The following is a 14,110-nucleotide window of genomic DNA, read 5'->3' on the forward strand; positions in this document are numbered from 1 at the left end:
ATACTCACCCCTTAATCAAGATAAACTACTTCAATATTTTCTGAATCTATATAATCTTTTGCAAGCGGTGTAATAACTGCCTTTTTCGCGATTTTTATATTCCTGCAGCCCCCAAGAGGTAGCAAATCAGTCTTTGTAATAATTCCTTCTAATATAATCTCATCCATTTCTTTAGTTATATGTTCTTCTTTGTTTATAACTTTTTTATGTGTAGCAATTTGTGCCGGTACTTTGTCCTCTATTCTAATTAATTCGTCTATAGCTTTTTTGAGTTCATTTGTATTAATAAATGTTACCCCAAAGCCCTCTATTGTTTTTATATGTTTTTTTATCATTTCATTATATGAAACATTTTGTGAATAACCGAGTGAAATATTAACTGGGTTATCAGGATCAAAACTATCCTTTACTACAATTATTTTTTTGCTTTTCATAATTGAATCTGAAATCCCTGTTGTAATAAATGTATCTCGAATTCCAAGCGCTGTTTTCGCAAGTATATTTCTTGTCATAACAGGTATTAATATAAAATCGGATTCATTTATAATCCTCGCCATTAATTTTTTATCATAAATTATATCTGCATTTAAACTTTCAATAAATTGCTTAGGAATTACTTCCTTTGCAGAATCTGATAAGACCACGCTATACTTTAAATTATTAAACCCCTTTAGTACATTGAACTCTTCTTCAATATTTACTACTCCACCTGAGATAAAAATTAATACTTTCTTATTAACCATACTTAATACTTGAATTGTAATTGCTTTTATTAACTCCTCAATATCCAACTACATCACCTCACTTTACGCTGATTGCAATTCCTAGTGGAGTTGCTAGAAGTGGATTATACGTTTTAACAGTTTTAACCCCTGTGTACTCCTCTACAACCTTTTCAATATTTTTAAGGCAACAAGTACCTCCAACAAGATATATTGTATCGATATTATAACCTTTTATATGTTTTTGTATAATAGATGACATTTTTTCAATTACTGGCCTAACCATTGTAAATACCATATTATAATTATCAATGTCTTTTTTATATTTCTCTGCATCTTCATATTCCATATTTAGAGCGCCTGCAGTCACAAGCGTTAAATGTCTACCACCTGTTGGCTCATCGGCACTATAGATGACTTTTCCATCTTTGAGTATCGAAATTCCTGTAGTACCACCACCAATATCCACAACTGCTCCAGAGTTAATATTTAATATATTAGCTGCCGCCGTTGGCTCATCAAGTACATTTGTTACAACAAACCCCCCACCTTCAACTACATTCTTAATAACACGTACATTACCTTCCATAATTCCTGGTGGGATTGCAGTTGCTGCATATATAAGCTCACGTCCAAGTTGTTTTTCAAGTTGAGCTTTAAGCTTTCTTATAATTTGTACTGCCTCAACAAAGTTAACAACTATTCCATCACGTACAACATCTGCTGGGTAAATTGCTCCCGCAACTGGAATATCATTAGAATCAAGCACTGTAATAACTATATTTGCAGTTCCAAGATCGACTCCAACCTTAAGTTTTCCCTCTACCTTTATTGGATTCTCATTAGCTATACATTTCTCCATTTGCAATATAAGCGCATTTGCTTTCTCCATCATAACTATCTACTTAACCCCACAATCCTAATAAGTCCATTATTTTTTATTTCTGCTGCATTTGCCTCATCAGTATCTATATGAACCTCTAAAACTGACTTATCACCAACTCTAACACGTACATTTTTTAAAATAATACCTTTAAGTCCTTTAGTTTCAATATCTACGAAATCCCCATCCTCAACGCCAAATTTTATTGCGTCTTCAGGTAACATATGAACATGCCTAGTTGCTACAATTACTTTTTCCTTGAAAATTTTCATTCCTTTTGGTCCAATTACACTAAGTGTTTCTGACCCTACTATATCTGAAGAATTTCTAAGTGGAGCTTTTATTCCAAGTGTGTAAGAATCAGTAAGTGATATCTCAATCTGACTTTCTTTTCTTATGGGTCCTAGTATTCTAACTTTAACTAAGCTTCCTTTAGGTCCTGCTAAGGTAACAGTTTCATTTGCTGCAAACTGACCTATTTGTTTAACCTTACTTTTTACCGTAAGCTCATATCCTTTTCCAAATAGAAGTTCAAGATCTTCCTTGGTCACATGAAGATGCCTGCTTGACACTCCGACCGGAATAGCATATTCTCTATTTTTAATACATGATTTCCTTGAAACTTCCTCAACTATATCCTTTAACAGAGCATCATCAAATTCATTCATTTCTTATCACCTTCGCTATCCTTATAATGTATACATAACTTTCTAGTCATTCCCTTTTTCCTAGTACATTTAGGGTCATAACATAAATTGCAAACTTCCCCTGCAGGTACTATTTCTTCTTTAATAATTTCTATTGTTTCATTTTTCTCTTTAATTTTGTTTTTAACACCAATAGTATTACTAGATTCAATCATTAAATCTAATTTATCTACAGGTCTTGGTATAACAAGAGTTGCATATACGGTATTTACAGATGCTGCGCTTACTTTAGCCGACTCAATGGCTGCTTTAACTGCTGATACGTCACCTTTAATCTTAACTGTAACCATGCCATAACCTTTAGTCAATTCATACCCTATGAGCTCAACATTTGCTGATTTCATACAAGTATCCGCTGCTTCAATTGCTGCAGCTAATCCTACTGTTTCAATTAACCCAAGCGCATCTCTACTCATATGTTTTCCTCCCTGGCAAAATTCTGGTTTAATGCTTCCATAATACCTTCGCCCATATTTTTAAAAGGCATTATTTTATATAATCTTGCAGCATTATTACCAATATTTCTTGCAGTATCTTTAATATTCTCATTCAAGTTAGCGTCGAGAATTGGTTTATCAATTTTAAGTTTGCTAAAGTGTAGCAAAACTCTATTTTGTTTTATTCCTATCCCGACCCCCATTCTTGAATACACTGCAGCCTTATGAGTGATTTTTAAAAGTTCATCACCATTAACTACATCAACCTCATACGGGATACCTTCTTCTTCAATTCCTGCGAGTATATGCTTAAGTATATTAATATCTGGTTTATCTGTAACAACAACAATGCAAGGTCTACTGTTATTCTCCATTTTATATTCCTTTCAAGCTATTGTAGTAAGATATTACAAGACCTGTTGCTACTGCATTTCTAGGGCCTTCCTTTGCTCTTATATTACCGCTTCCACAAACTATGCCATAATGAGAAAGCTCATCTGATATCATCTCAGGTATTTCAAAATCAAGTGCTGATCCACCGACGAGTACAACAAATTCTATAGCACGAAGGTTATTCCCTGGTGCTATATCTTGAAGGGCCCTTACCACATTTGTTATAAATATCTTCTTTTTAGCTTCACGACGTACAATTCTTATTTTATCAATTGAATGTTTTGAATGGACTGGAACCATCTCATTTTCTTTTACAACAACATTTCTTGCAAATATAGAAGCACTAAGCGGCTTTTGAAAAAAACAAACACTACCATCTTCATACCTTATATTAAATAAGCTTTCAACTTTGGCGAGTGGATACTTCTTGATATCCTCAGCCAGGTTATAATCATCAATTCCAAGCTCTGAGTTTATGAGCATTGTTACCATCTCTCCTGCTCCTGCATGATGAATAGATTTTACATCCCCTGTTTTACTTATAAAAGCAGAATCTGTTGATCCCCCACCTAAATCAAGTATTACCATTGGTTTGTCCGTACCTGGAGTAGTTAATGCTCCAAGAACTGCCATATTTGCTTCAACTCCACCAATAATCACCTTAATACCTGTCTCCTGCTCAAGTTTTCTTGCTATACTTTCCATAGGCAGTCTACTTGTTTTAACCATTGCTGCTAGTGCGACTGCATTTTCTAAAGCAAACTCTCCTGCTATACCTCCATTTACCTTTTGAGGTACAAATGTGTCTACTGCCAGAATATCTTGAATTTTTATTTCGCAGCTTTTCTGCTTAGTTAATTGACCCATGACCTGCTTAACTCGTTCAATCATTCCTCCAACATTTGTTCCGCTCTCACCAACCACATCATTTATTGGCCAGGCATCCCTTAGAGCTTGCATTATTTTAACTGCGCCCTCTTCGATACCAACTTTTTTTTCTTGTTTTCCAAATAAAATAAGGTTACCAGAAGGAATCGTTCTTTCCTTTACGTCTCCCTCTGGTGTCCTAATTACAACAGCTGATTTGTTTCCAATCAGAGCCCTTGCAACAGGAATTATATGCTTTGTTTCATCTGGTGTTAAACTAAATATTGTAGCTAAGCCATAAGGATTTGAAAGCACTGTTATGTTAGAACCTGGCGCGGCTACCTCAACAGCTGCAATCATTCCCATAGGTACTTTTTCTATAAGAGAAACTTCATCAACAATCGGGATAACTTTCCTTAGCCTATTAGAAATAATAACACCATCATCTGCTTGAACAATAAGTCCATTAATCTTTACATTATTATCAAGTGCATTATTAATTCTCATAGCCGCAGTTTCAAAATCTACTGACTTTGGAATTATACAAATTACATCTTCCATGCTGTGTAGATTTACTATTTCATCAATATACACAGTCTTACCAATACCAATACCTAGTCCACCTGGAGTATCTGGATTATGTCCAATCATAGTTGACTCAGTTATAATTGTTTCTGTAATTGTTTCCATTGCTACATCACCTATTACAGGTGTTGCCTCATTAATACATATAGAATCTAAGGCAGATAATTCTATGTTAATTTTTTTGCATGCATCAGTTAGAGAATTTAAAATTCCAACTACGTTATCTAAAGTTCCTTTTATTCCTGTAGTTTTGGACAAACTGCTAGAAACAAAATTTAGACCCTTTTCAATATCTGCAATAGCTACTTCTGTTGTAGAATTACCTACATCTACACCTGCAATAAGTTTCAAACCAATCACCTCGTTAAACTTTTAGCCTACTTCTCTTTTCATATACATCAGCGGCTTCTCTTACTAATGTAGCGTTTATTTTAGCATTGTACTTATCATCAAGTTCTGTCGCTATATCAAGTAACTCTTGTTTTGTAGATCTAAAAGGCCTTAGTGCACTATATATCTCAAGAACTCTTGCATCAGGAATTGCAACCATTTCAGCGGCTCTTCTCAAATTTTTACCAAACTGAACTCTTCCAACTTCATCTGCAATTTGTGCTTGATATAAAAGTACTTCAGCAGTTATTTTTATATCTTCAGGTTTAACGTCTCCATTAAGCACACTTTTTACATCAATATCGTCAAGACCTTTACCACTTTTAGTTTTAATAAGGTCCTTACTCTTTGTTGCTAATGGATAGTCTTTAAGTGTTAATTTTTTAGCCGTTCCATTAGTAGCACTACTGCTCGCTAGCTTAACTTCTGGCGATGATGTTTCAGCATTCATCATTTTCATAACTTCTTTTACTATTTGTTCAATATTCATATTGTCATCCATTTAATTCACCCCTTACTTAAATACAACTTCAAGTTGTACAGGTTTTGCATTTAACACAACGTGCTCTGTTTCTTTAATATGAAGAACTGCTGCTTTCGCTTGATATTTAGGTCTTGCCATCTGATCATTTAGTGTTGGAACTGGACTCGGTGATTCGCCCTTAGCATATTTCGCAGCATTTTTCCCAATTAATCTAAATGTTTCAAGAGTTATTAGTGGAGCCTGTGGGAAAAGTTCAAGATTTTCTAACATTTGAAGGTCCTTTTGATGAATAACAGTTGTTCCTTTTGACTGAATTCCAATACCAATTCCTGATCCGCTTAAAACTGCTGCATCATGAGCCATAAAACAAACATCTGATGTACGCGTTACTCGAATAACTCTTGCAGTAACACCTTCTTCTTCAATACCTGCCATAAGTTCACTAAGTACTTTATAATGTGGAATATCAACAATAGTTTTTGTCTGGTAAATTCCAAATGCTGGAGCTAATGCTATAACAACTTCATCGCTTCTTGTTCCAGCTTTTGCAACTCCTACTTCATTTAGTTCTAATTTCATATTTGAAGTATCTACTTTACTTTCTATTGAACCTCCATTGGAGTTTCCTTGTGATTTTAACTTTTTAACAACTTCGTTGGTTATGATTTTAATTAATTCCTCATTAGACATTACATTCATATCACATCACTCCTCTAACTACATTTTATTAGGATCAAGAGCCTGATTAATGTTTTTAATTTCATCCCATCTTGCTCCCTCAAGCCTATACCCAGTGCCTGGTCCCATATAATCATTAGGATCGTTTACTGCGGTAATTACATTGAATTTATCATCAAATATAGATGAGGTGTGCAAATAATCTCCAGCAATTCTTTGTTTTAGTAAGTTTAAAACTCTCTCGGCAATGTCTTCATTTCCACTCTTTGATAATGCTTTAACTACTTCAAGAACTGTAACTCCATTTTTAAGTATGCTCTGAGCAGCTTTTAAATCTTCTACTACATTTCGATCTGGAACATCCTTACTTCCATGTGCATATGTTGCGGCTTCAACTTCTTCATCAGTTATTTGTGGTAATCCCATTTCTTTAAATACCCCTTGAAGTACTTTTGCAGCCTTATTTCTAACAGCGATTGCATCTGCTTCTTTTACTGGTTTGAGTCCACCATCAACCTTTAAATCTCTTTGAAGTACAAGGTAATCATCATAATCATCAACATCGAAATTAGAACCTGCAAACATGTTATCGTAATTTGGAACTCCACTGTATCCTGAGAATATAAAATCTGTTCCAGGAAGGAATTGCATCATAGTTCTTGCAGTTTTTCTTATATCTGAATGAGTAAATGTTTGATCATTTCCTGATGCAACTTCCATATCAAGCATTGAAGTAATAAGATTCTCCGCAAGTACGGCTCTTATTCCACCTGAAACAGCTGCAGGTATACCAATACAGCTAATTGAACCATTTTGAAGCCCTTGAACTCCAGCACCTTTTGTAATCATTATGCATCTTGCTTCTAGATAAAGCATTGACTTGCCTTCAGCATAACCCATTAGAACTTCTGAACCAGTACCAGATGTATATCTCATTTTAAGTCCACGAGATGCATATGCTGATGCAAGAAATGCCTTTGACCAAGGTGTATCATCTCCATCAGTAAATACCTGCTCTGTACCATAAACTGATATTGTCTCAGCATATGCTGTATAACCAAGCATTCCAAGTTGAAGTTCTGTTGCCTCCTCAAGAGCACATTGAGTTAATATTCCACCTCTTCCTACCTGTGCTCCAATTAATAATCCAAGTGCATTAAATGGTGCATATCTAACTACAGCAACAGTAGTTTCCATTTCATCAAAACCTCTTAAAGCTGCTTCTGCAGCATCAGCCGCAATCAAAATAGGATTATCTTTTACATTTGTAATATGGCATTGATTAGATGGTGTTTTTCTAGCTCTCATTTTTTGAAGTGCCATCATCATCTCAACAACATTTAGGTTGTCCACAACTTCAACTAATTTTGCTGGAGTAATAGATGTAGCAATAGTTACAAGTTTTTCTCTAGGAACATTTATATCTGTAAGCATCCTAGCAATTTCAAGTGATGTGAGTGCCATTGATTTTTCTGCATCGCCAATGTTTATTGCGTGATCTGCAAGGAAAATATCTATAAAATCAAAATCGTCTCTTTTCTTTCCATCCATTTCAGTAATTTTACCATTCTCAATTTTCAAACTAGATTTTGGATCATTTGGCCCGTCTATTGCAACAAGACCTACATCTGGCCAGTCTTTTACAAAACCATCTTTATTGACAGCTCTTTTTTCTAGTGCTTCAAATCTCTTTGATCTTTTCATAAACCACCCCTCCTTTCTTATTTAAATGTACGGTACAGTACTTGAAGTTGGCACATCACCGAGTGCATTTAAAAGTTTCTTTCCTACTTCTCTTGCTGATATTACTGCTTGTCTTACTGCTCCTGAATCCCCAGTTATTGCAAGAATAACTTCGTTTGAATATGATGTACCTTTGGCCGGGCTTGAATAAGCAACTATTTCAACATTTGCAGTTTTAACAGCAGTATCTGCCATCATTACTCCAATTGCAGCTGGTCCTCCTACTATTAACCCAAACGATTTACCAACAGGTGCTCCAAAAGCTTTTTCTATAGCCAAACTTGCTCTTGCACTGTATTGCAATTCAATATGTCCTGCATCATTACCATAAACATCTCCAAATGTTCTATTAAGCTCTTTTAACGTAACTTCAACTGCACGTCTTGCATCAGATACATCTTCTGCCCCAAATATTATAAGGGAACCATGTCCAGCTCCACCCTTAGTATCTCTTGGAAGTTCAATTGAAACGATTTCAGTGTTAGTAGCTTTAACCGCTTCATCAGCTGCCATTATTTGCGGACCTGCTCCAGTTCTCGCTCCTATAATGCCTATTGAGTGGAATTTCTTATCAATACCCATAGCCGCGTGTAGTGCTGAGTCAATGTTTGCAATTACTAAACCAATCGTGTCTCCAATAGCCGTTCCAACAAACTCAGTTAATCCTGGCTCTTGCATAAATTTCCCCTCCTTTTTAACTACTTCTTTAACTTCATTAATCTCTATAACTTCATTTTCAACTTTGCTTTCATTCTCACAATTTGCAAGTTCTTTAACTGTTTTTTCAATATCATTTGCTTTTATTTCTCCGCTAGCAATTTTACGTCGAACCTCTTCATAAACCTTTTCAATTAGCTGTGTATTCATTTACATCAACCTCTCACTATTTATTCTGAAACTGGGTATTTTGGTAATATTCTTTCAACATCAGTGTGAGGTCTTGGAATTACATGAACAGATACAACTTCTCCAACTCTTTTTGCAGCTGCGGCACCGGCATCAGTAGCAGCTTTAACAGCTCCAACATCTCCTCTAACCATAACAGTAACTAGTCCTGAACCTATTTTCTCATAACCTATAAGAACTACATTTGCAGCTTTAACCATTGAATCTGCCGCCTCTATTGCACCAATCAAGCCTTTTGTTTCTATCATTCCTAATGATTCTTGTCCCATAAAAACACCTCCATTTATTTTATATCTTCATTATACCGAATTTTCACACTTTTCGATGTCAATATATTGCTCTATTTAAGTATAATATTGATTATATTTTTACGAAATATTTTGACATTCTTAGGTATTATTATTACTATATAGTTAGTGCTAATATATTTTCATTATAATAAATAGTGTATATTTTTATTATAATTGATGGTAATATATTTACTATATAGTTAATGTTATTAACACTTCTTATAAAGGAGGCCTTTATGGTAACAGATCCTAAATATAAACTCAAAGAAATTATTGACGTATCCTCACTTAAAGATATTCAAGATAAATTCGCAAAAATAGTTGGGCTATCAACTGTAACAGTTGATGGAGATGGAACACCTGTTGTAGATTCCAGTTATTTTACTAAATGGTGCAGCTTAATTAGAAGTACTGCTGAAGGATATAACCGTTGTAAACATTGTGATTCAGTTGGTGGAACAATGGCAATGGAGGCAGGTAAACCTATTATTTATAATTGCCACACTGGTCTTATTGATTTTGCTGCACCAATAATTGTAAACGGTAACTATCTTGGATCTATGTTATGTGGACAAGTAACAAGTACAAACTTTAAAAATAAAGCAATCATAGATGTTAAGAGATTATCACGTGAGCTTAGTTTATCTGAGAATGATCTATTTAATGCACTAGCTGAAGTTCCAGTAGTTGATTATGAAAAAATTCTAGTATCTGCAGATTATCTTTTTCTTTTTTCTAATTTCATCGCTAAGATGGGAATAGCAACAATTACAAAATCAGAACTTTTGGAAGAAACTAAAGAAAAAATGAAACTTACAGAACTTCTTAAAAATATGGAAATTAAGGCGCTTCAGGCTCAAATTAATCCTCATTTTCTATATAATACGCTAAATACCATTGCAAGAATGGCTTTAATAGAAGGTGCCCCTGACACTGAAAATCTCATTTATGCGATTTCTGACCTATTAAGATATAGTCTTAAGAATTCAAATAACATGGTTACAATAGATTCAGAAATAACTAATATTAAAAAGTACTTTTATATTCAAAAAACGAGATTTGGTGATAGGTTTGATTACAAAATAGATATTGATCCTTCAATACTCAACTTTAAAATTCCTGTAATGACTCTTCAACCATTAGTCGAGAACTCAATAATTCATGGTCTTAAAAATATGACGATAAATGGTAAAGTTAAAATAATAGGTGAAAATTTTAATAATAATTATCTCACCCTTGAAGTTTTTGATAATGGCATTGGTATTGATGAAGACAGACTTAAAATAATTTTTGCAGTTGAAAATCCTTATGAAAACCTTACTGGTCTAGGAATTAAAAATGTAGACGACAGAATTAAACACTTCTTTGGGTCTAAATATGGCATCGAACTTAAATCGACTAAAGAATGTGGAACTACAGCTACAATAAAAGTTCCTTGTATTAAATTAAATAAAAGGGAGGAGTAACTAATGCACAATTTACTAATAGTTGAAGATGAAAATATTGAAAGACGAGCGCTTAGGTACATCATTGAAGATAAACTAAGTTGTATTAATATTTGTGGTGAAGCTAAAAGTGGCTTAGAAGCTATCGAAATGGCTAAAACAAGTACACCCGATATTATTTTAATGGATGTAGAAATGCCCGAACTTAGCGGCCTTGAGGCTCAAAAAGAGATAATTAAATTTTTGCCAAATGTACACACAATCATCCTATCTGCTTATGATGATTTTGCTTTTACTCAGAATGCAATTAGAATAAAAGTAATCGATTACCTATTGAAACCCATAAGACCTAACGACTTAATTGAATCTATTAATAGGAGTATCTCTTTAATAAATACGAAAAATGATAGAGTCATAAGTGATAACCAAGATGATACGCTAATTAAAGAAGCTATGAATTATATCGATGAACATTATAATACATATATAAGTCTTCAATCAATTGCAGCTTATGTTCATCTTAACCCACAATATTTCAGCAGATACTTTAAGAGTAAAATTGGTATTAACTTTATTAATTATTTATCTTCCTTTAGAGTAATAAAAGCAAAAGACTTGCTCCTAAATACAGATAAAAACATTACGGAAATATCACAAAATGTTGGATATGTTGATTCAAGTTATTTCAGTAAAGTTTTTTTAAAAAGTGTTGGAATGTCCCCCAATCACTTTAGGTGTCAAAACAAGAAACAACATTTTTAAAGATAAAAGCTGCATAACGAATTCATTATGCAGCTTTTATCAATTTACTTTATTTTTATATTAAGTAATTTTAGGCATTAAATTTCCGAGATTACTCTTTCAAGAATATCTAATGCTTCATCAATCTCTCCCTTTGTTACATTAAGTGGAGGAAGTAATCTTACCACGTTATTCCCAGCCGCAATTACAAGCAATTTCTTGTCAAAACATGACTTACAAAATTCCTTTGTATCTGTACTCATTTTTATACCAATCAATAGACCTATACCTTTTATTTCATCTATTACACCATATTTCTCTTTTATTTTAAATAATCGTTCTTTCATATATGCACTTGTGTCGTCAATTTTTTCTATAACTCCACCATCAAGAAGCTCTGTTAAAACAGCCTCACCAACAGCGCATGCAAGTGGATTTCCACCAAAAGTGCTTCCATGATCACCCGGTACAAATGCCGCTGACGCTTTAACATTTGTAATAGTTGCCCCTATTGGAAAACCGCCACCAAGTGCTTTTGCAATACATATCACATCAGGAATAACTGAAAATTTCTTATAAGCAAAAAGACTTCCAAGGCGTCCCATGCCGCATTGTACTTCATCAAAAATTAATAGAGCATCATATTTATCACACAAATCTCTTGCTGCTTTTAAGAACTCTATTGTTGCAATATTTATTCCGCCTTCTCCTTGAATCGGTTCTACTATTACAGCGCATACTTTATCATTAAAATTCTTTTTTAACTCTTCTACATCATTAAACTTTATCTTTTGTGTGCCTCCAATTAATGGACGGAAATCTTTTTGATATTTTTCCTGACCAGTAACTGATAATGAACCCATAGTTCTACCATGAAAAGACTCGTCCATATATATAAGTACATTTTTATCTTTAGTTGTTTTTAATGCTCCATACTTTCTCGCTATCTTGAGCGCTGCTTCTATAGCTTCTGTACCACTGTTACAAAAAAATACTTTATCATGATCACAGTTATCTATTAGTTTTTTTGCGAGTAGCTTATGCGGTGTATTCCAATAATAATTAGAACTCTGCATGAGCTTACTACTTTGCGTAGTTATTGCATTTATTATAGCGGGATGGCTATGTCCAAGACAATTCACTGCAACTCCTGATACAAAATCCACATATTCTTGACCCTTCGAATCATAAATTTTACATCCAAGGCCTTTCTCAAAAGTAACATCATATCTTCCATAAGTATTCATTACACAATTTTCTTCCATTATATTACCCCTTTCGTTGTTATAATTTTAGTTCCACTATCCTTAATTATATTTAATAATAAACCATGTTTTTTTCTTCCATCGACTAAATGAACATTCTTAGCTCCCTTATTAATTGCAGCAACGCAACATTCAAGCTTTGGGATCATTCCACCATAAATCATACCCTTATTTATAAACTCTTTAGTTTGTGCAACCGTTATTGATGATAAAAGCGTTGTTGGGTCAGTTATATCTGTATATACACCATCTATATCTGTCATAATTAATAATTTTTCAGCTTTAAGTACTCCGCTTATAGCAGCTGCAGCATAATCTGCATTTATATTATAACTATTTCCTTTGCAACCTACACCAACTGGAGAAATAACTGGTATATACTTATTTTTAAGTAAGGTTAGTAAAACTTTTGTATTAATGTTTGCAACCTCTCCAACGAAACCTATATCAATTTTTTTGTCATCATCAAAAATATACTTCTTTTTAGCTTGAATCAAATTGCTGTCTCTACCACTTATACCTATAGCATTTAGTCCTCTAAGACTTAAGATTGATGATAATCTTTTATTAACATTGCCTGATAATACCATCTCTACAATTTCCATAGTATCCTTACTTGTAACTCTTAATCCTTTTATAAACTTGTTTTCACCACCTGTTTTCTTTACCCACTTGCTAATCAAAGGACCTCCACCATGTACAATAACAACTTTTATACCTGCTTTTGTCATAAGCTCTATATCTTCTACAAAAGCTTCCTTAGCAACATCATTGCTCATTATACTTCCGCCATATTTTATCACAAAGGTTTTACCCTCATATTTACTCATTTGCAAAAAATCTTTTTTATTTGATTCATTATTTAATATATCCATTGTAACCTCCAACCCTAACACTTAATTTTCACTAATTATATAACTGTTTAACGACATTTCAAAAGGAAAGTCTCCCAGTTTTTTACTAGAAATTACATACTATAATAAAGAAATAACTTCAGTCTGTGTATAAATTTCCTTCTGTAGTCTTAATATTTCAGCACCGCAGGTGATGATTTAACCATTTGAATAATTATACATCAATTTGAATAATTATTCAACGCATTATTTGTTTTTTTGTATGCTTATTATATTATCTTATTAATAAATGTATAAATCAAGATGATATGATGTACCCAAAATGTCCTCACTCGAGTGTATATGCTATATTTGCATTCAATTACCATGTTTTTTTTACAAACATGCAAATATTAATATTACATCATAATACCACATAATTATGCAACAATAATATGCTTTATAATAAATTCATCCATAAAAATAATATAATCCATCGAGATATAAAACCCGATAACATTATGATAAAAAAAGACAATCTAGTTAAAGTTATGGATTTTGGAGCAGTAACTAATTCCAATAAATTTGTAATGTATGAAATGATGACCTATATCAATGTGGACTAGCAAAATTATCACCAAATAAATATGCCACTTACTTAAAAACTGGTGAATATCCTATAAATATATAGAAAAATACCCTCACATTATATTTATGACAGGAGGGTATTTCATTTAAGTC

At 33.3% G+C, this 14,110-nt stretch carries 16 protein-coding genes; 3 read left to right on the forward strand and 13 right to left on the reverse strand.

Translation table 11 applies throughout. The annotated features are described in order from the left end of the window. Nucleotides 1-11 precede the first annotated feature (11 nt). Genes KPL54_RS04190 through pduA form a run of 11 tightly spaced genes read right to left on the reverse strand, consistent with a single transcriptional unit; the run spans nt 12 to nt 9,064 of the window. Nucleotides 12-791 carry a flavoprotein gene (locus tag KPL54_RS04190; RefSeq protein ID WP_216105062.1) on the reverse strand — a complete coding sequence of 260 codons (780 nt, stop codon included), beginning with the start codon at nt 789-791 and terminating at the stop codon, nt 12-14. A gap of 10 nt (nt 792-801) precedes the next feature. Further along, the gene (eutJ, locus tag KPL54_RS04195; protein WP_216105064.1) at nt 802-1,617 is read right to left on the reverse strand and encodes an ethanolamine utilization protein EutJ; all 816 of its coding nucleotides are present in this window, start codon (nt 1,615-1,617) and stop codon (nt 802-804) included. Between the two features lie 2 nt (nt 1,618-1,619). Continuing rightward, nucleotides 1,620-2,273, reverse strand: coding sequence for a phosphate propanoyltransferase (locus KPL54_RS04200; protein ID WP_216105066.1), 654 nt, complete (start codon nt 2,271-2,273; stop codon nt 1,620-1,622). Beyond that, nucleotides 2,270-2,728, reverse strand: coding sequence for a BMC domain-containing protein (locus KPL54_RS04205; protein WP_216105068.1), 459 nt, complete (start codon nt 2,726-2,728; stop codon nt 2,270-2,272). The genes KPL54_RS04200 and KPL54_RS04205 overlap by 4 nt, the downstream gene beginning before the upstream one ends. After that, nucleotides 2,725-3,123, reverse strand: coding sequence for a glycerol dehydratase reactivase beta/small subunit family protein (locus KPL54_RS04210; protein ID WP_216105070.1), 399 nt, complete (start codon nt 3,121-3,123; stop codon nt 2,725-2,727). Before KPL54_RS04210 ends, KPL54_RS04205 begins: the two co-directional genes overlap by 4 nt. A gap of 1 nt (nt 3,124) precedes the next feature. Beyond that, complete coding sequence (locus KPL54_RS04215; protein ID WP_216105072.1) at nt 3,125-4,945, reverse strand: diol dehydratase reactivase subunit alpha; 1,821 nt, start codon at nt 4,943-4,945, stop codon at nt 3,125-3,127. A gap of 13 nt (nt 4,946-4,958) precedes the next feature. After that, nucleotides 4,959-5,486, reverse strand: coding sequence for a diol dehydratase small subunit (locus KPL54_RS04220; RefSeq protein WP_216105074.1), 528 nt, complete (start codon nt 5,484-5,486; stop codon nt 4,959-4,961). Nucleotides 5,487-5,498: 12 nt separating this feature from the next. Further along, nucleotides 5,499-6,167 carry a propanediol/glycerol family dehydratase medium subunit gene (locus KPL54_RS04225; protein WP_216105076.1) on the reverse strand — a complete coding sequence of 223 codons (669 nt, stop codon included), beginning with the start codon at nt 6,165-6,167 and terminating at the stop codon, nt 5,499-5,501. Nucleotides 6,168-6,185: 18 nt separating this feature from the next. Then, nucleotides 6,186-7,850, reverse strand: a complete 1,665-nt coding sequence (locus tag KPL54_RS04230; RefSeq protein ID WP_216105078.1) for a propanediol/glycerol family dehydratase large subunit — start codon at nt 7,848-7,850, stop codon at nt 6,186-6,188. Between the two features lie 21 nt (nt 7,851-7,871). Further along, entirely contained in the window at nt 7,872-8,756 is an 885-nt protein-coding gene (gene pduB / locus KPL54_RS04235) for a propanediol utilization microcompartment protein PduB (RefSeq protein WP_216105081.1), read from the reverse strand. A 20-nt stretch (nt 8,757-8,776) separates the two neighbouring features. Next, nucleotides 8,777-9,064 (reverse strand): propanediol utilization microcompartment protein PduA, encoded by a 288-nt coding sequence (gene pduA / locus KPL54_RS04240; RefSeq protein ID WP_071611874.1) that lies wholly within the window; start codon nt 9,062-9,064, stop codon nt 8,777-8,779. A 257-nt stretch (nt 9,065-9,321) separates the two neighbouring features. On the opposite strand from pduA, the gene KPL54_RS04245 reads away from it, so the two are divergent. After that, nucleotides 9,322-10,551, forward strand: coding sequence for a sensor histidine kinase (locus tag KPL54_RS04245; RefSeq protein WP_216105083.1), 1,230 nt, complete (start codon nt 9,322-9,324; stop codon nt 10,549-10,551). 3 nt (nt 10,552-10,554) lie between these two features. Continuing rightward, nucleotides 10,555-11,292 (forward strand): response regulator transcription factor, encoded by a 738-nt coding sequence (locus KPL54_RS04250; protein ID WP_216105085.1) that lies wholly within the window; start codon nt 10,555-10,557, stop codon nt 11,290-11,292. A 77-nt stretch (nt 11,293-11,369) separates the two neighbouring features. On the opposite strand, the gene KPL54_RS04255 is transcribed toward KPL54_RS04250, so the two are convergent. Then, the gene (locus KPL54_RS04255; protein WP_216105087.1) at nt 11,370-12,536 is read right to left on the reverse strand and encodes an aspartate aminotransferase family protein; all 1,167 of its coding nucleotides are present in this window, start codon (nt 12,534-12,536) and stop codon (nt 11,370-11,372) included. After that, complete coding sequence (argB, locus tag KPL54_RS04260) at nt 12,536-13,411, reverse strand: acetylglutamate kinase (protein WP_216105089.1); 876 nt, start codon at nt 13,409-13,411, stop codon at nt 12,536-12,538. Before argB ends, KPL54_RS04255 begins: the two co-directional genes overlap by 1 nt. Before the next feature lie 413 nt (nt 13,412-13,824). On the opposite strand from argB, the gene KPL54_RS26435 reads away from it, so the two are divergent. After that, complete coding sequence (locus tag KPL54_RS26435; protein WP_216105091.1) at nt 13,825-13,995, forward strand: protein kinase domain-containing protein; 171 nt, start codon at nt 13,825-13,827, stop codon at nt 13,993-13,995. The last annotated feature ends 115 nt before the right edge of the window (nt 13,996-14,110 follow it).

This window comes from Clostridium estertheticum, assembly GCF_018861295.1.
GTDB lineage: Bacteria > Bacillota > Clostridia > Clostridiales > Clostridiaceae > Clostridium_AD > Clostridium_AD estertheticum_D.

Coding starts and splice junctions, on each gene's coding strand:
- eutJ (WP_216105064.1), bottom strand. CDS start 1,617: ATGATGGAGAAAGCAAATGCGCTTATATTGCAAATGGAGAAATGTATA.
- KPL54_RS04200 (WP_216105066.1), bottom strand. CDS start 2,273: ATGAATGAATTTGATGATGCTCTGTTAAAGGATATAGTTGAGGAAGTT.
- KPL54_RS04205 (WP_216105068.1), bottom strand. CDS start 2,728: ATGAGTAGAGATGCGCTTGGGTTAATTGAAACAGTAGGATTAGCTGCA.
- KPL54_RS04210 (WP_216105070.1), bottom strand. CDS start 3,123: ATGGAGAATAACAGTAGACCTTGCATTGTTGTTGTTACAGATAAACCA.
- KPL54_RS04220 (WP_216105074.1), bottom strand. CDS start 5,486: ATGGATGACAATATGAATATTGAACAAATAGTAAAAGAAGTTATGAAA.
- KPL54_RS04225 (WP_216105076.1), bottom strand. CDS start 6,167: ATGAATGTAATGTCTAATGAGGAATTAATTAAAATCATAACCAACGAA.
- KPL54_RS04230 (WP_216105078.1), bottom strand. CDS start 7,850: ATGAAAAGATCAAAGAGATTTGAAGCACTAGAAAAAAGAGCTGTCAAT.
- pduB (WP_216105081.1), bottom strand. CDS start 8,756: ATGAATACACAGCTAATTGAAAAGGTTTATGAAGAGGTTCGACGTAAA.
- pduA (WP_071611874.1), bottom strand. CDS start 9,064: ATGGGACAAGAATCATTAGGAATGATAGAAACAAAAGGCTTGATTGGT.
- KPL54_RS04245 (WP_216105083.1), top strand. CDS start 9,322: ATGGTAACAGATCCTAAATATAAACTCAAAGAAATTATTGACGTATCC.
- KPL54_RS04250 (WP_216105085.1), top strand. CDS start 10,555: ATGCACAATTTACTAATAGTTGAAGATGAAAATATTGAAAGACGAGCG.
- KPL54_RS04255 (WP_216105087.1), bottom strand. CDS start 12,536: ATGGAAGAAAATTGTGTAATGAATACTTATGGAAGATATGATGTTACT.
- argB (WP_216105089.1), bottom strand. CDS start 13,411: ATGGATATATTAAATAATGAATCAAATAAAAAAGATTTTTTGCAAATG.
- KPL54_RS26435 (WP_216105091.1), top strand. CDS start 13,825: ATGCTTTATAATAAATTCATCCATAAAAATAATATAATCCATCGAGAT.